The organism is Cellulomonas sp. Root137, from assembly GCF_001426725.1.
Lineage (GTDB): Bacteria > Actinomycetota > Actinomycetes > Actinomycetales > Cellulomonadaceae > Cellulomonas.
In genome coordinates, this window is the sequence record NZ_LMFG01000001.1 from 2,455,750 (window position 1) to 2,476,788 (window position 21,039).

Below are 21,039 nucleotides of genomic sequence, written 5' to 3' on the forward strand. Positions count from 1 at the left end.
GGGGCTGCTCAGAGGTAGTTCACCGGGGTGCGGGGGTCCGGGGCGATCGTGTCCTGGTGCGCGGAGCCGTTGCCGGTGACGCGCGGTGGGCCGGCGGCCGTCGTCCGGTCGCACATCGCGTCGACCTGGCCCCAGAACGCCGGGTCGTGCCAGTAACCGGTGTGGCTGAGGACGCGCGGCAGCGGCTGGTCGGCGATGTACCGGTGCGTCGGGGGGTCGACCAGCTCGAGGTCGACCGTGTCCGGCAGCGTGGAGTCGCCGGTGCGCACCGCGCCGCCGATGTAGTCGGTCGCGTAGAACACGTTCGTCCAGAGGACCGGCCCGATCCCGGCACGGCCGTCCGCGATGCCCGCGAGGAACCCGTCGCTGAACAGGGCCGGGAACGCCCAGCGGTAGAGCTTGCCGAGCGGTGAGCCCAGGGTGACCACGCCGATGGTCGGCTCGTCCGCCCCGCGCTCCGGCGACCGGCGTCCGACCACGGCGGCGGCGATGACGCTCCCCTGGGAGTGGGCGGTGAGGACGACACGGCCGCCGCTGTCGTGCAGGCGCCAGATCCGGCGGGTCAGCTCGGGGACCGCGCGCTCGGCGTACGCGGGCGGCGCGAACGGGTGGAACGCGCGGGGGAAGAAGCTGCCGACGTCGAAGAGCGTGCCCAGCACGCGACGCCACCGCTCGTTGCGCCAGGCGCTCGCCAGGATCAGCACGTAGAGCGGCGGGAAGGCCACCGCGACGGTCGTCCCGACGTCGACGAGGAACATGGGCGTCCCGCTGCGCAGCACCCACACGCACGTGAGGAAGAAGATCAGGCCGAGCACCCCGCCCGCCGTCGCGATCACCAGCGGGATGGCGACGGCGCGGGAGTGGTCGCCGACGAACCGCATGAGCGCGACCTTGCGGACCCAGCGGGTGGGCCGGCCACCGGGCTCGGAGCCGCCCTTGCCGAACAGGGGCGGGTCGAACGCCGACCGCCACCAGCCCGCCTCGGTGCGGACGGATGCGTCCGGCGCCTGCGGGGGGATCCCCGCATCGGCGTACTGCTGCCGCAGCCGCTCCTCCACCGCCGGGGCCGTCCGGGTGCGCGTCCGGTTCATCGCGACCCAGAAGCCGATCCCGAAGACGACGAAGAGCGTGATCAGGCCCAGCGACAGCATCGACGCCAGCGACCCGACCGCCTCGGGGATGTAGATGGCACCCCGGACGGGTTCCTGGCCCGGTTCCGGTCCGAACCCCCAGATGACCGTGCCCAGGACGCGACCGACGTACACGATCGCGGACAGCAGGACGGTGTTCGCGACGATCAGGGCGACGGCGTTCATGACGAACGGGGCCGCCCACGGGAACAGGCTGATCCGCGGGATCGTCAGCTCCTGCGCGCGGAGCTGCCGGGCCTTGACCATCCGGAAGACCCAGGCGCCGACCTGCTGGCCGGCCAGCGGCAGCAGGAGAGCGAGGCTGGCACCCCAGACGACGTTCACTGCCCAGCGCGACCCGGGCAGCATGCCCTCCGGTCCGGCGACGGCCGGGAGCGACAGGGCGCCGCCGACGGCCAGGACGAGGGCGCCGAGCGTGAGCACCAGGACCGCGGTGGCGAGAGCGGGCTGGGCGTCGTCGAACGCCAGGAGCCCCATGACGGCGACGAGCCCGGCGCCGGCCGCGACCGCAGCGACCGTGCCGATCCGGGCGGTCGAGCCGTCGCCCAGCGCGGACACCGACGACCCGAGCAGCAGGGCGACGACGCCGAGGCAGGCGGACAGGTGCAGGCGCGACAGGAAGATGTGCCAGCGCAGGCCCGACCAGAACTCGGGGTGCCGCAGCCCGCCCTCCTGGGCGGCCGCGCACCGGCGGGACGGCTGCGGGTCGAAGTCGAGCACGGGCGAGCCGAGCGCGCCCTGGTCGCCGCTGATCGGGGTCGGCGGCTCGACGCGCTCGTACGCGGAACGGGTGTGCCGGGCGAGCAGGGCGAACACGAGGGCGACCAGAGTGGCCGCGGCCGCGCCGACGGCGATCCGCTGCCCGGGATCGTCGACGGGCAGCCAGCGGTCGGCGGTGTCGGTCCACCAGCTCTCGCGCCGGCAGCTCTCCATCCCGCCGCACTGGTACGCGACGATGTCGGTGAACAGCATGGTGACCATCACCGCGGTGCTCAGCGTGAGCGCGAGGGCGGCCAGGCGCGCGAACCAGCGGAACACCCAGATCGTGGCGGGCTCGTCGTCCTCCTGGTCGCCGGACATGACCCAGCGGCGTGCCATCCAGCCCGCCATGTTCGCGAACATCGACGGCAGCAGCAGGGCCCAGAGGGCGCGCGTGCGGCTCCGGGAGGTGAGGCCGCCCCAGGAGTACGCCTCGCGGTGGCGCCCGCGCGCGTCCCGGGTGCGGAAGAACCCCGCCACGCGGTCACCGGCGACGCGGGTCGGCTCCAGGTCGCCGAGCAGCGACTCCGGGCTGGTGCCGCCGACGCCGTGCACCCGGATCTCGGTCAGCCCGTCGAGTGCGACCGGTCCCGGCACCAGGCCGGCGGACCCCTGATCGAGCGCCATGGCTGCCTCCAGCTGGGGGCACCGTGCGTGCCCACCGATCCACCGACGAGAGGGACGTCGTCCCTGAGGAGAAGAGTGCTGGACAGCCGAACAGATACGACGGCCCGGTGGGCGGGCAGGCTCAGCCGCCGGTCCACCGAGGGCTGTCGGTGCCCCAGCGGCTCGGGGGACGGTCCCAGTCGTCGGGCACACCGGCGACCGCGACGGGCGAGCGCGCGTGCCGGAGGTCCCCGTACGGCGACGGCGTCTCGGCCAGCCAGCGATCGGGCGGGTCCGGTGCCGCCGAGGTCCGGGGCTGGGACACCACCCCGCCGAGCAGCCAGGCCGCGGTGCCCGCCAGCGACAGCCGGACGTGGTGCGTCGCCCCCGTCGTCGCACGCTCGGTGAGCGCCCGCAGGACGGCCGCGGCGATCAGGTAGCCCGTCCCGTGGTCCAGCGCCTGGGCGGGCAGGGTCCCCGGTCGGCCGTCGGCGTCCTGCTCGGCCACCGCGATGCCGGTGCCGGCCTGCACCAGGCTGTCGAACCCCCGCCGGCCGGCCCACGGACCCTGCCACCCCCAGGCGCAGAGCCGGGCGACGACCAGGCCGGGCCGTCGTTCCCGCAGCGCGTCGTCGTCGAGGCCGTACCGGTCCAGCGCGCCCGGACGGTAGCCGAGGACGAGCACGTCCGCGGCCCTGAGGAGCTCCTCGAACGTCGCGCGGTCGGCGGGGTCCTCGAGCGCGAGCCGCGTGGAGCGCTTGCCGAACCCGGTGTCGATGTGGGTGCCGTCGTCCTCGCGCAGCCACGGGGCGTCGACGCGCAGGACGTCTGCACCGAGCAGCCCGAGCGTGCGGGTGGCCACCGGGCCGGCGAGCACACGCGTCAGGTCGAGGACCCGGAGACCGGCGGCGGGCAGCGTGCTGGGTCGCAGCGGGCGTGGGTCGGTGGTGCCCGCGGTGCGCGTCTCGAGGAGGGGTTCGTCGCTCGTCCGCGGCGGGGCGACCGCCACGGCCAGGCCGCCGGCCGCGTAGACGTCCTCCTGCACGTCGAGCGCCGGACGCTCCGCAAGCACGGACGTGAGTCGACGGACGAGGTCGGCGTCGTCGCCGGCGTCGGGGATCCCCAGCGAGGCCAGCAGGCGCGCGCGGTGGTGCGGGTAGTTGGCGTGCGTGCGGACCCATCCGTCGGCGGACCGCCAGAACCCGGACAGCGGCGCGAACAGGGGGATCGGCCGGCCGTCGACCCGCAGGTGGCGCTCGCTGGTGAACGCGACCGCCACCGCCCCCTCGTCGACCCGCACCGCCGGGAGGTCGCCGCCGGTGCGCAGCCGGTGGAGCTCGGCCGCGGCGAGCGAGCAGACGGCCACGGTGGCACGCGCGAGCTCGCTCACCGGCAGTGCGGACCTCAGGCCGGGGGTACCGACCAGCTCCACGTTCCCGGCGAGGTCGGGAGGTCCGCCCAGGGCGCCCCAGGCCTGCGCGGTGGCGGCGTCCACGTCACTCGGTGTGCTCGGGCAGGACGGCTTCCGCGCGGCCGTGGAACGCGGCGACCAGGCGCGCGACCAGGACGGCCAGGAACACCTGACCGACGAGCGCCTCGAACGTGGCGATGCTGCGCCCCGGGAACAGGGCGGCCGTGTAGTCGCCGTACCCCAGCGTGGTCAGGGTCGTGTAGGAGAAGTACTGGAACGAGCGCGCGTTCGCCGCCTCTCCGGACGCGAAGAACGGGCCGGGCGTCAGCACGTCGATCACGCCGAAGAGGCTCGCGAAGAACATCCCGATGATGAGGTACGCGCTCAGGGCGCCCGCCAGCGACTGCACGGTCACGGCGGTCCGGCGCAGGATCCGGTCGAGGATGACCACCAGCGCGGTCATGAGGATCACGCAGACCACGCCGTCGAGGACCCCGTCCGCGGTCGGCTGCGGGAGGACGGTGAGCGCGACGAGCGCGACGAGCGCGGAGACGACGAGAACGATGCGCACGAACCGCCGCTGGTGCGGCATCGGCTGGGACGTCCGGACCGCGAGGCCGAGCGTGAACAGGTAGAGGACGAGGACGAGGATCTCGACCCACTGGTCCGAGCTCAGCGCGAAGGCGACGTACGCGGTGACCAGGAGGCTCAGGACGATGCCGAAGTCGTCCGTCCCGGTCCGACGGGCGAGGAAGGACCGGCGCCGGGGAGGTGGCGCCGTGCCGGGTTCGTCCGGTCCTGTCACCTTCCGGAGGCTAGCGGTCGGGTCAGCCGATCGTCACGAGATCCCGCACGTCGTCGTTCGGCAGCACGTCCGCGACCGCGGTCACCTCGAGCTCCGTGAGGTTGGCGTAGCCGTGGTGCACGTTGAGGAAGGCGGTGTCGGAGGCGTCGCGGCCCGTCGCGATGCGGACCAGGGTCGAGCGGGGGGCCAGCGTGGTCGCGTCGACGACGTACCACTGGCCGTCCAGGTTCGCCTCGGCGACGGCGTGGAAGTCCATGGGGGACAGTCCCGGGGCGTACACCGACACGAGCCGCGCGGGGACGTCCAGCGCGCGCAGGAGGGTGATCACGAGGTGCGCGTAGTCGCGGCACACGCCCTTGCGCGCCAGGAGCGTCTGCACGGCGCCGTCGGTCGGCAGGCTCGATCCCGGCACGTACGAGAGGCGCGAGCCCACCCAGGAGCTCACCGCGGCGAGCAGGTCGAACCCGTGCAGGCCGGCGAACTCGGCGTAGGCGGTCGGTCCGAGCGTGTCGGACTCGCAGTACCGGCTCGGGCGCAGGTACCGCAGCAGGTCCGCCTCGTCGGAGGTGACCGGTACGGCGCGGCCGTCGATCGACGCGGAGTAGTCCAGGACGAGCCGGCCGACCTCCGCCCGGACGACGTGCAGCCGCGTCCCGTGGTGGTCGGGGACCTCTTTCGCCTCGATCGGTGTCCCGTCGAGGGTGATCCTCAGCGACTCGCGGGCGGCGACCTGGGTGGACACGGCCAGCTCGAACGCGAGGGTGGCGGGGGAGGTGACGTCGAGGGACAGGTGGGCGCTCATGTCGCGATGCACGCGCTCATGGTGGTGCACCCGGGCGCCGCCCGCCTCCCGGTGGCTACCAGGCGGAGCGCACGTAGTCCTTGAGGAAGCAGCCGAACAGGTCCTCGCCGGCCTCGCCGCGCACGATCGGGTCGTACACGCGAGCGGCTCCGTCGACGAGGTCGAGGGGGGCGTGGAAACCCTCCTCGGCCAGCCGGACCTTGGTCGGGTGCGGGCGCTCGTCGGTGATCCAGCCGGTGTCGACGCTGGTCATGAGGATGCCGTCGGTGGCCAGCTCGGTGGCGCTGGTGCGGGTCAGCATGTTGAGCGCGGCCTTGGCCATGTTGGTGTGCGGGTGTCCGGGGCCCTTGTAGCCGCGGGAGAAGACGCCCTCCATGGCGGACACGTTGACCACGTAGGCGCGTCCCGGCACACGCATCGCGCTGCGCAGGCGGCTGACCAGGATGAACGGCGCCGTCTGGTTGCACAGCTGGACCTCGAGCAGCTCCATCGGGTCCACCTGGTCCACCGTGTGGACCCAGCTGTTGGTCTCCGCCGTGTCGGGCACCAGGCCACCCGCGTCGATCGCGGTGCCGGCCACGAGCCGCTCGAGCGAGGCGTGCTCGGCGGTCAGTGCCAACGTCGCGACGGCACCGGCCGAGATGCTCGTGAGCTCGGTGACGGACCCGGCGAGCGCCACGGGGTGGGCGCTGCTGGTGCGGCCGAACGTCGTGATCTGCGGCAGCGGGCGGTCGGGCAGCGGCTCCAGCTCCGCGTCGGCCAGGTGCGTGTACGCGCCGGGGGAGCGGCGGACGGTCTGCGCGGCGTTGTTGATGAGGATGTCGAGCGGCCCCTGCGCGGCCACGGAGTCTGCGAGCGCGACCACCTGGGCCGGGTCGCGCAGGTCGATGCCGACGATGCTCAGGCGGTCCAGCCAGTCCGCGCTGTCGGGCATCGCGGCGAACCGGCGCGCGGCGTCGCGGGGGAACCGGGTGGTGATGGTCGTCGTCGCGCCGTCCCGCAGGAGCCGCAGCGCGATGTACATGCCGATCTTGGCGCGGCCGCCCGTGAGCAGCGCGCGCTTGCCGGTCAGGTCGGTCCGGGCGTCGCGCTTGGCGTGGTTGAGCCGCGCGCACGCGGGGCACAGCTGGTGGTAGAACGCGTCGACCTCGACGTACGGCTCCTTGCAGATGTAGCAGGGCCGCGCCTTGAGCAGCGTGCCGGCGGTGGCGCCCTGCACGCTGGAGACGAGCGGGATGCCCTGGGTCTCATCGTCGATGCGGCCCGGGCTGCCGGTGGCCGTCGCGTGGACGACCGCGCGGTCGGCCGCGCTGATGGCGTCTCGCTTCTCGGCGCGGCGCTGCTTCTTGGCGGCCTTGAACAGGGCGGAGGTCGCCCGCCGCGCCAGAGCGAGGTGCGGGTGGTCGGACGGCAGCCTGCTGATCTGGTCCGCGACGCGCAGGAAGACGTCGAGCTCGGCGGCGTCGACGCCGTCCACGGTCTCGGGGGCTGTGCTCACGGCAGTCATCGTGCGGTTCCTAGCTGGTCGACAGGGGGTGGCCGACGGGCAGGGGAGCACGAGAGCCGGGCAGGCGGGGATCGGTCGATTCTACCCGGCGGCCCGTGGCGCCCCCGGGACGCCGGACGAACCGGGACAGAACGGCTGCCGCGGGTCTACGTTCGGACTCGTGGGTGCGCGCCGGGGGACGGCAGTCCAGCCTGAGCTCCGGCAGGAACTGGAGGAGCACAGGTGAGCGAGACGTCCGATCCCCATGGCCCGATCCACGGTCGACCCAGCTTCCGGGAGCACGTCGACCGCAGCACGTTCCCCGCAGGTGGGCTCGATCCGGACGAGGCCTACGAGCTCCTGCACACGGGCCTGATGCTCGACGGCCGGGAGACCCTCAACCTGGCGTCCTTCGTCACCACGTGGATGGAGCCGCAGGCCGAGAAGCTGATCCACGACGCGCTGCGCAAGAATCACATCGACCACGAGGAGTACCCGGCGGCGTCGCTGATCGAGGAGGCCTGCGTGCACATGCTCGGCGACCTCTTCCACGCCCCCGACCCGTCCACGGTGGTCGGCGTGGCGACGATCGGGTCCTCCGAGGCGATCATGCTCGGCCTGCTCGCCCACAAGCGCGCGTGGCGGGACCGCCGCAGGGCCGCGGGCCTGCCGACGGACCGGCCCAACGTGGTGTTCGGCGCGGAGACCCACGTGGTCTGGGACAAGTTCGCCAACTACTTCGACGTGGAGATGCGCAAGATCCCGATGCAGCCGGACCGGTTCGTGCTCAGCGCCGACGACGTGGAGGCGCACGTCGACGAGAACACGATCGCGGTCGGCGCGGTGCTGGGCACCACGCACATCGGCGAGGCGGACCCGATCGAGGAGATCAACGACCTGCTGGTGCGGATCAAGGCGGAGAAGGGCTGGGACGTCCCGCTGCACGTGGACGGGGCCAGCGGTGCGTTCATCGCCCCGTTCGCCGAGCCCGACCTGCGCTGGGACTTCCGGCTCAAGCAGGTGGCGTCGATCAACGCGTCCGGCCACAAGTACGGCCTGGTCTACCCGGGGGTCGGTTGGCTGATCTTCCGCGACGCGACGCGGCTGCCGGAGGACCTGGTGTTCAGCGTCAACTACCTGGGCGGTGCGCAGCCGACGTACACGTTCAACTTCTCCCGCGGCTCGGCCATGATCCAGGCGCAGCTCTACAACTTCCTGCGGCTGGGTCGCAGCGGCTACACCTCGATCGTGGAGACGATGCTGGCCAACGCGCGGTTCCTCAACGAGAGCCTCGAGGCCAGCGGGCGGTTCGAGATCCTCAACCCGGGGCTGGCGGAACCGGTCGTCACGTTCACCCTCAAGGGCGACCCGGGGTTCGACGTCTACCACCTGTCGGCGCGGCTGCGGGAGGACGGCTGGATCGTCCCGGCGTACAGCCTGCCGCCGGACGCCGACGCCGTGCACCTGCTGCGCGTGGTGGTCCGGCTCGACCTGAGCCGCCTCATGGTCGAGCAGCTGCTGCGCGACCTGATGAAGGCGTGGGACGACCTCGCCGCCGAGCAGCCGGTCCAGCGCCCGAGCGCCAAGCCGGACCTGTGGACGTCCCCGGCGCACGCGGCCGCCCGGAGCAAGGCGCGCACCGGTCTCGCGAAGTGACCTCTGCGTTCCCTGACCTCCCGGCGGGTTGGCGGGTGGTTCGTCGGCGCGGGCCGCTCGGATTCGTCACGCACGCCGTGCTGGCGCGGCCGGACGGCAGCGAGGTGGAGTGGAGCTCGCGGCGGCACCGCAAGGGCCTCGGCCTGCGGGGAGACGCTCCTCACGGTGGTGCGGCGAGCGCCCTGAGCTGGTGGATCGGCGGTCTGTTCGCGATCGGGTCGCTCTGCTTCGCGCTCGGGTCGCTGCCGCTGTTCTTCGACCAGGTCGACCCGGCCGTCGTGGGCTGGACGTTCTTCGTCGGGTCGATCTTCTTCACGTCGGCCGCCTACCTCCAGCTCCACGAGACCCTGCGGGCGCCCGCAGGAGTGCTCGCCGACTCACCCCGTCCCGGCCGGCTGGCGTCGCTGGTGGGCTGGCAGCCGCGACGGATCGACTTCTGGGCGGTGCTGGTCCAGCTCGTGGGGACGGTGTTCTTCAACCTCAGCACGTTCGCCGCGACGCGGTCGGACCTGACGCTCGCGCAGGAGCGGCACCTCGTCTGGGCGCCGGACGTCGGCGGCTCGATCTGCTTCCTCGTGGCCAGCTGGCTCGCGTACGCCGAGGTCAACCGCGGGATCCTGCCGCGGTCCGACCGGTCGGTGGGGTGGAGCATCGCGGCGCTCAACCTCGCCGGGTCGGTCGCGTTCGGGGTGGCTGCCGTCGCCGCCCGGTACCTGCGCTCCACCGGCGAGCTGGCCAACCTCCCGCTGGTCAACCTCGGCACGCTCCTCGGCGCGGTGTGCTTCCTGATCGGCGCCGTCCTGCTGCCCGTGGAGTCGGCGAGGGAGCGTTCGCCGTCCTGACCCCTCAGACTCCATCCGTGGACGACGACCCGATCGGCCGGCTGCTGGCCGACCCGCCCGACCTGCCCGTGCGCCACGGGCTGGCCGACGTGGTCGCCGCGATCCGTGCCCGCGGCGTCGTCGTGGTGCAGGCGCCGCCGGGGACGGGCAAGACCACGCTCGTCCCGCCCGCGGTCGCCGCGGCGGTGCGGGGCCGCGTCGTCGTGACCCAGCCACGCCGGATCGCCGCCCGCGCGGCCGCGCGCCGCCTCGCGCAGCTGCTGGGCGAACCGCTCGGGCGGACCGTCGGCTTCTCCGTCCGGGGGGAGAGCCGGAGCAGCGCGGCGACCCGCGTCGAGGTGGTCACCACCGGGGTGCTGCTGCGCCGTCTCCAGCGGGACCCGGAGCTGCCCGGCGTCGCCGCGGTCGTCCTCGACGAGGTGCACGAGCGGCACCTGGTCGACGACCTCGCGCTGGCGCTGCTGGTCGACGTGCGGGCGAACCTGCGCGAGGACCTCGTGGTGGTCGCCATGTCGGCCACGGTCGAGGCCGAGCGGACGGCCGCCCTCCTCGGTGGTGCCGAGCCGGCGCCGGTGGTGGCCGTCCCCAGGGTGCTGTTCCCGGTCGAGACCCTCTGGTGCCCGGCACCCGCGCGCACCGCCCGGACGGACGACCGCGGGGTGACGCCCGCGTTCCTCGACCATGTCGCCTCGACGGTGCGACGCGCCCTGGACGAGCGCACCGGGGACGTCCTGGTCTTCGTGCCCGGCGCGGGTGAGGTCGACGGCGTCGCACGGCGGCTCGGCGGTCTCGACGCCGACGTGCGCCCGCTGCACGGTCGCCTGCCGGCCGCCGAGCAGGATCGAGCACTCACGCCGGGTACCCGTCGACGGGTCGTGGTGTCGACCGCCGTCGCCGAGTCCTCGCTCACCGTGCCGGGCGTCCGGCTGGTGGTCGACGCCGGCCTGTCGCGCGAGCCGCGCACCGACCACGCGCGCGGGCTCGCCGGACTGGTCACCGTGTCAGTCAGCCGCGCGTCCGCCGAGCAGCGCGCCGGCCGCGCAGGGCGCGAAGGTCCCGGGGCCGTGTACCGGTGCTGGTCCGCCCACGACCACGCCCGGCTGGTCGCGCACCCGCAGCCCGAGATCCTCACGGCGGACCTCACCGCGTTCGCACTGGAGCTGGCGTGCTGGGGGAGCCCGTACGGCGACGGCCTCGCCCTGCTCGACCCGCCACCGGCCGCGGCGATGACGGTGGCGCACACGACCCTCGTCGGGCTCGGCGTCGTCGACGCAGACGGGCACCCCACCGCGCGCGGGAGGGCGGTCTCGGCGATCCCGGTCGACCCGCGGCTCGGCCGGGCGCTCCTCGACGGAGCAGCGCTCGTCGGCGCCCGACGCGCCGCGGAGGTCGTCGCCCTGCTCGCCGACGACGTGCGTGCGCCCGGTGGTGACCTCGCGGCGGCCCTGCGCGCGCTGCGCCGAGGAGGCCCGCAGTCGGGGGCGTGGCGCACCCAGGTGGGTCGCCTGCAGGCTTCGGTCCCGGGGACCGCGCGCACCGAGCACCTCACGGACGACCTCGCGGTGGGGCTGCTCGTCGCTCTCGCCCACCCGGACCGCCTCGCCCGCCTCCGACCCGGTGGGTCGACGTACCTGATGACCTCGGGGACGGGTGCGTCGCTCCCGCCGGGGTCCGCTCTGGTGGGCCAGCCGTGGCTCGCGATCGCGGACGCCGACCGCGGGGCCGCACGCCGGGACGCGACGATCCGGTCCGCGGCCCCGATCGACCAGGGCCTCGCGCTGGAGGCGGCCCCGGCCCTGCTGCGGGAGGAGGACGACGTGTCCTGGTCGAACGGCACCGTCGTCGCCCGGCGCGTGCGGCGGCTCGGCGCGATCGAGCTGACGTCCGTCCCCTTGCCGAGCCCGTCGCCGGCCCTCGTCGTCGATGCGCTGCGCGACGGCCTGTCCCGCGACGGTCTCGCCCTGCTGCGCTGGTCGGAGGCGGCGACGACCCTGCGGCACCGGATGGCGTTCCTGCACCGCGCCCTGGGCGCCCCGTGGCCGGACGTGTCGGACGCCGCGCTGCTCGCGCACCTGGAGGAGTGGCTCGGTCCCGATCTCGCCCGAGTCCGGGGCGCTCGGGACCTGGGCCGCGTCGACGTCCTGCAGGCGCTCCGGCGGCTGCTGCCGTGGCCCGACGCGAGCCGGCTCGACGCGCTCGCCCCGGAGCGGCTGGCCGTGCCCAGCGGGTCGCAGGTGCGCGTCGACTACACCGGCGACCAGCCGGTCCTCCCGGTCCGCCTGCAGGAGACGTTCGGGTGGCGCGCGACCCCGCGGCTGGCCGACGGACGCGTCCCCGTGCTCCTGCACCTCCTGTCGCCCGCCGGCCGTCCGGCCGCCGTGACCGCGGACCTGGAGTCGTTCTGGCGCACGGGCTACCCGCAGGTCCGGGCCGAGCTGCGGGGCAGGTACCCGAAGCATGCGTGGCCGGACGACCCGCTGGCCGCCGCCCCGGTGCGCGGCGTGCGCCGGTAGGTCCGGGCGCGTGCGCGACGATGGGCCCATGCCGCCGTCCACGATCGCCCGCCAGACGTGGTGGCGCGTGCGCGACTACGCCGCCGTGCTCGGCTGGCAGGCGGCCGGGATCGTGTCCCGCACCGACCCCGACGACCTGCGCCGGCCGGAGCACCCGGTGGGGCCGCCGGTCGTCCTGGTCCCTGGCGTCTACGAGTCGTGGCACTTCCTGCTCCCGCTGGCCACGCTCCTGCACGAGCACGGCGTCCGGGTGCACGTGCTGCCCGACCTGGGCAACAACCGCCGGCCCGTCCCGTTCGGTGCGAGCGTCCTCGGGCGCTACCTGACAGACCGTGACCTGCGCGACGTCGTGCTCGTGGCCCACAGCAAGGGCGGGCTGATCGGCAAGCTCGCGATGCTGCGCGAGGACCCCGACGGCCGGGTCGACTCCATGATCGCGGTCAACACCCCGTTCGCGGGGTCCGTCCTCGCCCGGTGGTTCCTCGCCCCGTCCGTGCGCGCGTTCCGGCCGACCGACGCGACGATCGTGGCGCTCGCGGCCGAGCGCGACGTGAACGCCCGGATCACGTCCGTCTACAGCCACTGGGATCCGCACATCCCGGGGGGCAGCGCGCTCGAGGGAGCGCACGAGATCGTGCTGGACACCCCGGGTCATTTCCGGCCGCTGGCCGACCCCCGTCTGCACGCGCTGCTGCTGGAGCGGCTGCTCACTCCCGGGGCAGCTGCAGCACCCGCGTGAACCCCGGCTGGTCGGGGTCGTCGACGATCTCGACGCCGTCCAGCCACGACGAGATCACGTGCGCGAGCTCGCCCGGGTGGCTGAAGTTCACCGCGTGCGCGGCCCCCTCGATGAGGGCCACGGTGGTGTGGTCGCCCGCGAGCCGTCCGACCTCGCGCACCCGGGCCGGCGGAGCCATCAGAGGGTCCCTGCTGCCGATCACCGCCAGCGTCGGCACCTGAACCTTGAGCAGCCGCTCGAGCGACGGGAACCGGGTGAGCTCGCTGAAGAGGTGGAACGTGTTGACCGGACCGAACCGCAGGTAGTCCGGCACCGCCACCCGCGCCATCCGCCGGTTCTCGCGCGCGCCGTCGATCGCCAGCTGCCGGACGGCCCGGCCGAGCCCCTGGTTGTGCACCCCGCCGGCGGGGGAGACGAGCACGATGCGGTCGACGCGCTCGGGCGCCGCGTGCGCCACCTCGAGGCTGACCGGGCAGCCCATGGAGTTGCCGACGAGGACGACCTTCTCGAAGCCGAAGGCGTCGAGGATGTCGAGGACGGCGACCGCGAGCGCGGGGATGCCGAGCGTGTAGTCCCAGTCCTCGCTCCGGCCGTAGCCCGGCAGGTCGGGTACCACGTTCGTCGCACGGGCCGCCAGCAGCCGGGCGGTGGGCATCAGGTAGGTGCCCGAGATCGCGAAGCCGTGCACGTGCACGATCGGTAGCGCACCGGGGACGTCCGCGCTGATGCGGTAGAACACCTGGTGCCCGTGCACCTCGAGGGTGCTCTCTGTCCATCCGCCGTCGTCGACGCTCACAGCCCGATCGTGTCAGAGCGCACACACCAACGGCACCCCGAGATCGGGGTGCCGTTGCGCCAGCTGGGTGAGTGCTGTCACCGCAGCCAGCTGAACCGCTGCACGAGCGGGATCCGCGCCCACCGGCGGCCGAGGCCCCAGGTGTCTCCGGCGAGGAGCGTCGCGCACACGATCAGGACGAGCGCGTAGATGATGTGGTAGTCGACCAGCGGGTTGTTCGAGCCCTGGATGAACGGCCACTCGGCCGCCCACATGAGGACCATGAGCAGCGAACCGGCGACGGCCGAGATCCGTAGACCGATGCCGAGCATCACGGCGACGCCGACACCGAGCAGGCAGAGCATGAACAGCCAGTCCGTCACGGGGCTCGCCATCGAGGCGAAGGCGTCCTTGAACGGGCCGATGGTGGCGAACTGCATGAACCCCTGGCTCGGCGTCCCGCCGTCGAGCCACGAGAGGCTCGGGTCGCCCTCGGCCACCGCGGCGGCCGTGCTGTAGTGCAGCCCGAACGTCTTGTCGAGGAACGCCCAGAGGAAGATGAACCCCGTGGCGAGCCGGGTGACGGCGAGCCAACGACGGCCCGTCGCGGACGTGACGACGTCGTCCTCGACCAGGACTGCGGGGTGGGTCGAGGTCCGCGCCTCGGGATGGATGGTGGCCATGGCGATTTCCCTCCGTGCTGGGTCCCGCGTTCGGGACCGGGGTGTGGATCTCCGATATGTCCACGGTGGTCTCCGCGGGTCTCGACGCCCCAGGGCCGAAGGTCCCGCGTAGTACCGGCTGAACAGGGACTCAGGTCCCGGGACGCCGGGGCAGGTGCGAGGGGAGCCTGGAGGTAGCGCGGCTGAGGCCGGCGGACGGCCGGAGTGGGCCACGCGCGAGGAGCGAGGAGGCACCTCATGCGTACCGACGGACCCGTCGTCGTCGCACTCGACGGCACATCGAACAGCGCGCACACCCTCGAGTGGGGCGTGGCGGAGGCGGTACGGCGGCAGGCCGAGGTCCTGCTGGTCCGTACGGTCGACGACGCGTGGCAGGTCACCGCCTGGAGCTGGTACCCGATCGTCGGCGGCAGCGACGTCGACGCCGAGGCCGTGCAGTACCTGGCCGACCTGCAGACGCGGCTGCTGGAGCGCCACCCCGGGGTGGTCGTGAAGTTCCGCGTGCTGCACGGGCAGGTCGTGCCGTGCCTGCGCGAGCTGAGCGGCGACGCCCAGCTCCTGGTGGTCGGTGCGCGGCCCCGCAGCGGTCGGGCGCGGACGGGGTCGACCGGCGCGCACGTCGCCGCGCACGCCCGCTGCCCCGTCGCGGTGGTCCGCACGGACCCCGCCCACCCGACGACGCCCGAGGCGCAGGTCGTGGTCGGCGTGGACGGCTCGGCCTCGTCGCTGTCCGCGGCGCACGTCGCTGCGCACGAGGCGTGGATGCGCGGACGGCCGCTGACCGTCGTGCACGCGCGCCCGACGATCCCCGACCCGTTCGGCCGCGGGAGCGTGCCGCCGCTGGCCACCGACGACGAGGACGACCCGACGCACAAGGCGGCCCGGGTGGTGGCCGAGTCTCTGCGCGCGGAGAACGCCGGCCTCGTGGTCGACCTCGCGCTCGTGGACGACGACCCGACGGACGCGCTCGCGGGGTTGTCGCGGGGAGCGGCCCTGCTGGTCGTCGGCTCGCGAGGCCTCGGCGGCTTCCGCGGCATGCTGCTCGGCTCGGTGAGCAGCGCCGTGGTGCGCGAGGCCACCTGCCCCGTGCTCGTGGTGCACGACAGCTGACGCGCGGTCCGCTGCAGAAGGGCCCGGCTCCGAGGGGAGCCGGGCCCTTCTGCGCGCCTGCGCTCACCGGGTCATCACGACCTTGAGCGCCTGCGTCTGTGCGGCGTTCCCGAACGTCCGGTAGGCGTCGAGGATGTCCGCCATGGCGAACCGGTGCGTGACGAACGCCTCGACCGGCAGCTTCCCGGCCTCGACCAGGCGCAGCAGCATCGGCAGCGTCGTCGTGTTCACCAGACCCGTCGTGATCGTGACGTTCTGGATCCACAGGTCCTGCAGCGCCAGCTCGACGGGCCGGCCGTGCACGCCGACGTTCGCCACGTGACCCCCCGGGCGCACCATCTCGGTGCACATCGTGAACGTCTCGGGGATGCCGACGGCCTCGATGGCCACGTCCACCCCGGCGTCGCCCGTCGCCGCCATGACCTGGGCCTTCCACTCGGGGACCGAGGAGTCGACGGTGAGCGTGGCGCCCAGGCGCTTGGCCACGTCGAGCCGGTGGCCGTCCCGGTCGATCGCGATGATCTGCGCGGCGCCGTACAGGCCGGCGGTCGCGATGGCAGCCAGCCCGACAGGTCCGGCACCGACGACCGCGACGGTGTCGCCCGGCTGCACCTGCCCGTACCGCACCCCGATCTCGAAGCCCGTGGGCAGGATGTCGGAGAGCAGCACGGCCAGCTCGTCGGGGACGGTGGCCGGCAGACGGTGCAGCGAGCTGTCCGCGAACGGGATGCGCACCAGCTCGGCCTGCGTGCCGTCGATGAGGTGCCCCAGCACCCAGCCGATGCCGGAGGTGCCCTCGGGCGCCAGGCAGTGCGACGGGAACTGCGCGCGGCAGTACGTGCACACGCCGCAGCCGCTGATGCACGCGATGATCACCCGGTCGCCGGGTGCGTGGTTGCGGACGCCGTCGCCCACCTCGACCACGGTGCCGACGCCCTCGTGACCGAGGATGCGACCGTCCGCGACGGTCGGCACGTCACCGTGCAGGATGTGGAGATCGGTGCCGCAGATCGTGGTGGTGTCCATCCGGACGACCGCGTCGGTCGGTTCGACCAAGGCAGCGTCCCGGACCTCTTCCCACGTGATGGTCCCTGGACCGTGGAACACGAGCGCCTTCATGGTGACTCCTCACCTCGACCGCGTCGGGCACGGTCGCCCGCGCACCTCCAGCGTGGATCCGCCGCGCGCAGGCTGGGCAGGGTCGATGGTCCCGTCAGGGCAGGGGGACCGACCACTGCAGGTGGGTGCCGCCCTCGGGCAGGGCCGTCACGACGAGGGCGCCTCCACGGCGGACCGCCCGGTACTCCAGGTTGGCCAGCCCGCTGCGCATGGCCACCTCGGCCGGGACCCCGATCCCGTCGTCCTGGACCTCGATCAGCAGGTCGAGCCCGACGACGACCCGGACCACCACCTCGTGCGCGTGGGCGTGCCGCGCGATGTTGGACAGCGCCTCCCGCACCACCGCGACCGCGTCCTCGGCGATGTCCTCCGGCACGGTGGCCGTGACGCCGTCGGTACGCAGCCGGGGCATGAACCCGAGGCCGTGCCGCGCGTTCACCACCTCGGCGTCGATGCGGTTCCGCAGCCCGGACCCCGTCGCCCCGCCACGGGCGCTGAGCCGGAAGATCGTCGTGCGCACGTCCTTGATGGTCTCGTCCAGGTCGTCGACCGCGCCCTCGAGCCGGCGTGCCACGTCGGGGTGCACCACCTCCTGCGCGGCTCCCTGCACGTCGAGCCCGATGGCGAACAGACGCTGGATGACCATGTCGTGCAGGTCGCGCGCGATCCTCTCGCGCTCTTCGAGCACCGCGAGGCGTGCCCGGTCGGACTGTGCGTCCGCCACGTCGAACGCGAGGGCGAGCTGCTCGGCGAAGCCCGCGATGCTCGGCAGGTCCGGCTCGGGCGCCGTGGTGGTGTCGCCCGCCGGCCAGGCCAGCGCGAGCGCGCCGATCCAGCGCTCGGCGCTGCGCAGCGGGACCGCCAGCACCCAGGCGGTGCCGTCCTCGCCGACGTCCGCGCCGTCCGCGACCTTGCGCAGCACCGGCCACCGGCCCGCGAGATCAGGCTCGATCTCCGGCGGGAGGTCGTCGGTGAGGCCGTACAGCCGCGAGGTGTGCGCGCCGGAGCTCTGCCTGACCCGGGCGAGCACCGACGTCACGGCGTCGTCGCGCGGCAGGCCGCTGGTCAGGGTCGACGAGCACGCCGCGGCGGTCTCGAGCCAGAGCTCGTGCTGGCGGGCCTGCCGGTAGGCCCGTGCGTGGCCGAGCGCGACCCCCGCGGCCGCGGCGAGCGCGACGGCGACCTGCTCGTCCCGCGCGGTGAAGTCGGCATGCCCCTCCTTGTCCGTGAGGTAGAGGTTGCCGAAGACGGCACCGCGCGCGAGGACGGGGACGCCGAGGAACGTGTGCATCGGCGGATGGTTCTGCGGGAAACCCACCGACGAGGGGTGGTCGGCGAGGTCGTGCAACCGCAGCGGGTGGGGGCTCGACACCAGGTGGCCCAGCACTCCCTTGCCCTCGGGGAGGTGACCGATCCTGCGGGCGGTCTCGTCGTCGATGCCCCGGTACACGAACTCCTGGAGCCCGCCGTGGTCGCCCAGCACCCCGAGGGCGCCGTAGCGCGCTCCCGTGAGCGTGCACCCGGCGGAGACCAGCCGCTCCAGGACGGTCGCGATGTCGAGCTCGGCCGACATGGACACGACCGCGCCCATCAGCGCCTCGAGCCGTTCGTCGCGTTCCGTCCCGGCCTCGTCGCCTCGCATGCTCGGAGCATAGGTGTGGCGGGTCGCCGCCGAGACGAACAGGGCCCTTAGGCCCTGGGGTGGCGGGGTCGACCGGCGAATCCTGGACCCAGGTCGACACACGAGGAGGTGAGGGCGATGCGGGCACTGGTGGTGTACGAGTCGTCGTTCGGGAACACTGGCCAGATCGCGAAGGCGGTCTGGGAGGGCATGTTCAGCCGGATGCAGGACGTCGCTCTCCTGGATGTCACGTCGGCCCCGCGCAGGCTCCCGCCTGACCTCGAGCTCCTGGTGGTCGGTGCGCCGACCCAGGCGTTCGGCATGAGCCGGCCGGCGACGCGCGCGGACGCGGAGAAGCAGGCGGGCACCGAGCCGGACGGTGTGTCCGTCGGGGTGCGCGAGTGGCTCCGCGAGCTCGACCCGCCGGAGCGCACCGTCCACGCGGCCACGTTCGACACCCGGATCCACAGCCCGCACGTCCCCGGGTCGGCCGCGGTCGGCGCGTGGCGCGTGCTGCGTCGTGCCGGGTTCCAGGTGGCGGCCGAGGCCGAGAGCTTCTGGGTGATGGGGATCAAGGGACCGCTGCGCGACGGCGAGCTGGAACGGGCACGCGCGTGGGGCGTCGGCCTCACCGGCCTGCTGCTGGGCCTCGGGACTCCGGCCCGGTGACCCCGGTCGGGTCAGGGTGCAGACGATGCTGTTCCGCGATGAACAGAGCGGCCTGCGTCCGTCCTCGCACCTCGATCTTGGCCAGCAGGCTGGAGATGTAGTTCTTCACGGTCTTCTCCGCGAGGAACATCCGGTCGGCGATCTGCCGGTTGGTCAACCCTTCGCCGATGAGGTCCAGCACGGCGCTCTCCTGGGCGGTCAGCAGGTCCAGCCGGGCGTCGTGCCGCTGCGACTCCCGGAGGCGGTCGAGCACCCGACCGGTGGTCGCCGGGTCGAGCAGGGACCGGCCGCCGGCGACGAGCCGGATCGAGTCGAGCAGCTGGGGTCCGCGGATCTCCTTGAGCACGTACCCGGCGGCACCGGCCGTGATCGAGGCCAGCAGCGCCTCGTCGTCCTCGTACGACGTGAGCATGAGACACCGGACGCCGGGGGCCAGCGTGGCGAGCTCCCGGCAGACCTCGACGCCGCTGCCGTCGGGGAGCCGCACGTCGAGGAGCGCGACGTCCGCGTCCACGCGAGGGACGCGCACGAGCGCCTCCGCTGCGGTCGCGGCCTCGCCGACCACCGTCATCTCCGGGTCGGCCTCGATGAGGCGCAGGAGACCCTGGCGGACCACCTCGTGGTCGTCGAGCACGAACACCCGGATCTGGGCCATGACGCCACTGTGCACCATTCAGGCCTCCCCGTGGCCGCCTGCGTGTCGATCGAGGAACGCGTACACCTCGGCCACCTCGACGCCCGGGAACGACCCGGTCGGCAGCGGCGAGAGCACGTGGGCGTGCACGGCGGCGCTGGGCCACGCGTGGCGCGCCCAGCGGGTTGCGAGGCCGGGGTCGGGCTGCCGGCAGCACGACGGGTCCGGGCAGCGGGACTCACGGCGTGTCGAGGTGTCCCGTCCGCGGAACCACTTGGCGGCGCCGAACGGGACCCCCACGGTGATCGAGAACCCGCCGGCGGACGTCGAGCCTGTCTGGGTGCTGCACCAGAACGTGCCCTCGGGGGTGTCGGTGTACTGGAAGTACTCCGTGGCGCGGTTCCGCCGCGTGAACGCCGACCGGGCGGCCCACTGCCGGCACACGACCTGGCCCTCGATGGCTCCGGTCCCGTCGGCGGGGAAGCGGACGGCGTCGTTGCTGTACCCCTTGAACAGGGTGCCGTCGTCGCCCACCCGCAGGAAGTGCAGCCGGATGTCGAGGTGCTCGGTGAGCAGGTTGGTCAGCCGCTGGGCGGCGGCCTCGTGGGTGACCCCGAAGGCGTCGCGGAAGTCCTCGACCGCCAGCTCCTTGCGGCGCTTGGCCGCGCTCAGGTGCGCCACGGCGGCCGTGCGCGGCATCAGGCAGGCGGCCGCGAAGTAGGTGATCTCGACGCGCTGTCGCAGGAAGTCGGCGTAGCTGCGGGGGGTCGAGTGCCCGAGCACGCGGTGCGCGATCGCCTGGAGCGCCAGCGAGCGCAGGCCGTGCCCGCCGGGGATCGACGCGGGTGGCAGGTAGATGCGGCCGTTGGCCAGGTCGGTGACGGTGCGCGTCGAGTGGGGCAGGTCGTCCACGTGCAGGAGGGCGAAGCCGAGGTCGGCGGCCATCTGGGCGACGGCACTGTGGGTCAGGGCGCCGGTCGTGTAGCCCGCGCGCCGCACGAGGTCCTCGGCGACCTCCTCGATCTCGGGCAGGTGGTTGTTGCGCTCCGTCATCCACAGGCGCAGGGCGGTCGTGGCGCGGCGCGCCTCCTCGGGTGTCGCGATCGCGGCGTCGTCACGCCTGGCCAGCTCGTGGTGCAGGCCGACCAGCGCCTCGAGCGCCTCGGTGGACAGGTTCCGGGCGGGGCGCACGCTCGGCAGACCGAGTGCGGCGTACGCCACGGTGCCCTGGGCGCGGTCCAGCTCGATCTCGAGGGCCGCCCGCCGGGACGGGGGCGCGGCGTCGAGCAGGTCCGTCGTCGTGGTGCCCAGCGCCGTCGCCAGGGCCTGCAGGAGGCTGAGCCGGGGCTCGCGCCGACCGTTCTCGACGAGGGACAGCTGGCTGGCAGTGCTGCCGGCGAGGCGTCCGAGCTCGTCGAGCGTGAGCCCGCGCTCGGTCCGTGCGTGCCGGATGCGCCGTCCGAGCATGAGCAGCTGCGAACCCGGCGTCGTCGACCCGCGGGGTTCGGTGGGGAGGTCGATGACCGGCCGGGCTGAGTCCGTCGACATGTCGTTGACGCTAGAGCAAGAAGCGCTGTTCTTGACGGTGTGAGTCCATTGAAGCCGTGCCCGAGCAGCCTGGACGCTCGAAGCCGGCGAGTATTCCCCTCGTCCAGGCC

Annotated in this window: 17 protein-coding genes; 6 read left to right on the top strand and 11 right to left on the bottom strand. The window is 73.6% G+C overall.

What is annotated here, in order from left to right:
• Positions 1-8: 8 nt before the first annotated feature.
• The 5 genes from ASD18_RS11580 to ASD18_RS11600 all read right to left on the bottom strand — a co-directional run bounded on the left by ASD18_RS11580 (position 9) and on the right by ASD18_RS11600 (position 7,041).
• Positions 9-2,537 (bottom strand): hypothetical protein, encoded by a 2,529-nt coding sequence (locus tag ASD18_RS11580; protein WP_056090850.1) that lies wholly within the window; start codon positions 2,535-2,537, stop codon positions 9-11.
• 121 nt (positions 2,538-2,658) lie between these two features.
• Positions 2,659-4,011 (bottom strand): CoA transferase, encoded by a 1,353-nt coding sequence (locus ASD18_RS11585; protein WP_235522331.1) that lies wholly within the window; start codon positions 4,009-4,011, stop codon positions 2,659-2,661.
• A 1-nt stretch (position 4,012) separates the two neighbouring features.
• Positions 4,013-4,732, bottom strand: a complete 720-nt coding sequence (locus ASD18_RS11590; protein WP_056090853.1) for a potassium channel family protein — start codon at positions 4,730-4,732, stop codon at positions 4,013-4,015.
• 22 nt (positions 4,733-4,754) lie between these two features.
• Positions 4,755-5,546, bottom strand: coding sequence for a transglutaminase family protein (locus ASD18_RS11595; RefSeq protein WP_056090856.1), 792 nt, complete (start codon positions 5,544-5,546; stop codon positions 4,755-4,757).
• 43 nt (positions 5,547-5,589) lie between these two features.
• A complete protein-coding gene (locus ASD18_RS11600) occupies positions 5,590-7,041 on the bottom strand; it encodes an SDR family oxidoreductase (protein WP_056090858.1) in 1,452 nt (483 codons plus the stop codon).
• A 222-nt stretch (positions 7,042-7,263) separates the two neighbouring features.
• On the opposite strand from ASD18_RS11600, the gene ASD18_RS11605 reads away from it, so the two are divergent.
• The 4 genes from ASD18_RS11605 to ASD18_RS11620 are packed head-to-tail and all read left to right on the top strand — an operon-like array spanning position 7,264 to position 12,770.
• Complete coding sequence (locus tag ASD18_RS11605; RefSeq protein WP_056090861.1) at positions 7,264-8,676, top strand: glutamate decarboxylase; 1,413 nt, start codon at positions 7,264-7,266, stop codon at positions 8,674-8,676.
• Positions 8,677-8,711: 35 nt separating this feature from the next.
• Complete coding sequence (locus tag ASD18_RS11610; protein WP_082573802.1) at positions 8,712-9,518, top strand: YrhK family protein; 807 nt, start codon at positions 8,712-8,714, stop codon at positions 9,516-9,518.
• Between the two features lie 17 nt (positions 9,519-9,535).
• Complete coding sequence (gene hrpB / locus ASD18_RS11615) at positions 9,536-12,031, top strand: ATP-dependent helicase HrpB (protein ID WP_200938534.1); 2,496 nt, start codon at positions 9,536-9,538, stop codon at positions 12,029-12,031.
• Between the two features lie 28 nt (positions 12,032-12,059).
• Positions 12,060-12,770 carry a triacylglycerol lipase gene (locus ASD18_RS11620; RefSeq protein WP_056090863.1) on the top strand — a complete coding sequence of 237 codons (711 nt, stop codon included), beginning with the start codon at positions 12,060-12,062 and terminating at the stop codon, positions 12,768-12,770.
• Here ASD18_RS11620 and ASD18_RS11625 read toward each other — a convergent pair.
• Entirely contained in the window at positions 12,739-13,566 is an 828-nt protein-coding gene (locus ASD18_RS11625) for an alpha/beta fold hydrolase (RefSeq protein ID WP_056090865.1), read from the bottom strand. The genes ASD18_RS11620 and ASD18_RS11625 overlap by 32 nt on opposite strands.
• Positions 13,567-13,643: 77 nt before the next feature.
• Positions 13,644-14,228: a hypothetical protein gene (locus ASD18_RS11630; protein WP_056090868.1), complete on the bottom strand. Its 585-nt coding sequence runs from the start codon at positions 14,226-14,228 to the stop codon at positions 13,644-13,646.
• A gap of 237 nt (positions 14,229-14,465) precedes the next feature.
• On the opposite strand from ASD18_RS11630, the gene ASD18_RS11635 reads away from it, so the two are divergent.
• A complete protein-coding gene (locus ASD18_RS11635) occupies positions 14,466-15,338 on the top strand; it encodes a universal stress protein (protein WP_056090869.1) in 873 nt (290 codons plus the stop codon).
• Between the two features lie 63 nt (positions 15,339-15,401).
• Here the strand turns inward: ASD18_RS11635 and ASD18_RS11640 are convergent, their stop codons facing one another.
• Positions 15,402-16,457, bottom strand: a complete 1,056-nt coding sequence (locus ASD18_RS11640; protein ID WP_056090874.1) for a zinc-dependent alcohol dehydrogenase family protein — start codon at positions 16,455-16,457, stop codon at positions 15,402-15,404.
• A gap of 94 nt (positions 16,458-16,551) precedes the next feature.
• Complete coding sequence (locus ASD18_RS11645) at positions 16,552-18,099, bottom strand: GAF domain-containing sensor histidine kinase (RefSeq protein ID WP_056090878.1); 1,548 nt, start codon at positions 18,097-18,099, stop codon at positions 16,552-16,554.
• Positions 18,100-18,216: 117 nt separating this feature from the next.
• Between ASD18_RS11645 and ASD18_RS11650 the strand changes: the two genes are divergently transcribed.
• Positions 18,217-18,747, top strand: a complete 531-nt coding sequence (locus tag ASD18_RS11650; RefSeq protein WP_056090880.1) for a hypothetical protein — start codon at positions 18,217-18,219, stop codon at positions 18,745-18,747.
• On the opposite strand, the gene ASD18_RS11655 is transcribed toward ASD18_RS11650, so the two are convergent.
• Positions 18,707-19,402 (bottom strand): response regulator transcription factor, encoded by a 696-nt coding sequence (locus tag ASD18_RS11655; protein WP_156387945.1) that lies wholly within the window; start codon positions 19,400-19,402, stop codon positions 18,707-18,709. The genes ASD18_RS11650 and ASD18_RS11655 overlap by 41 nt on opposite strands.
• Positions 19,403-19,420: 18 nt before the next feature.
• A complete protein-coding gene (locus tag ASD18_RS11660; protein WP_082573804.1) occupies positions 19,421-20,929 on the bottom strand; it encodes a helix-turn-helix transcriptional regulator in 1,509 nt (502 codons plus the stop codon).
• Positions 20,930-21,039 lie beyond the last annotated feature (110 nt).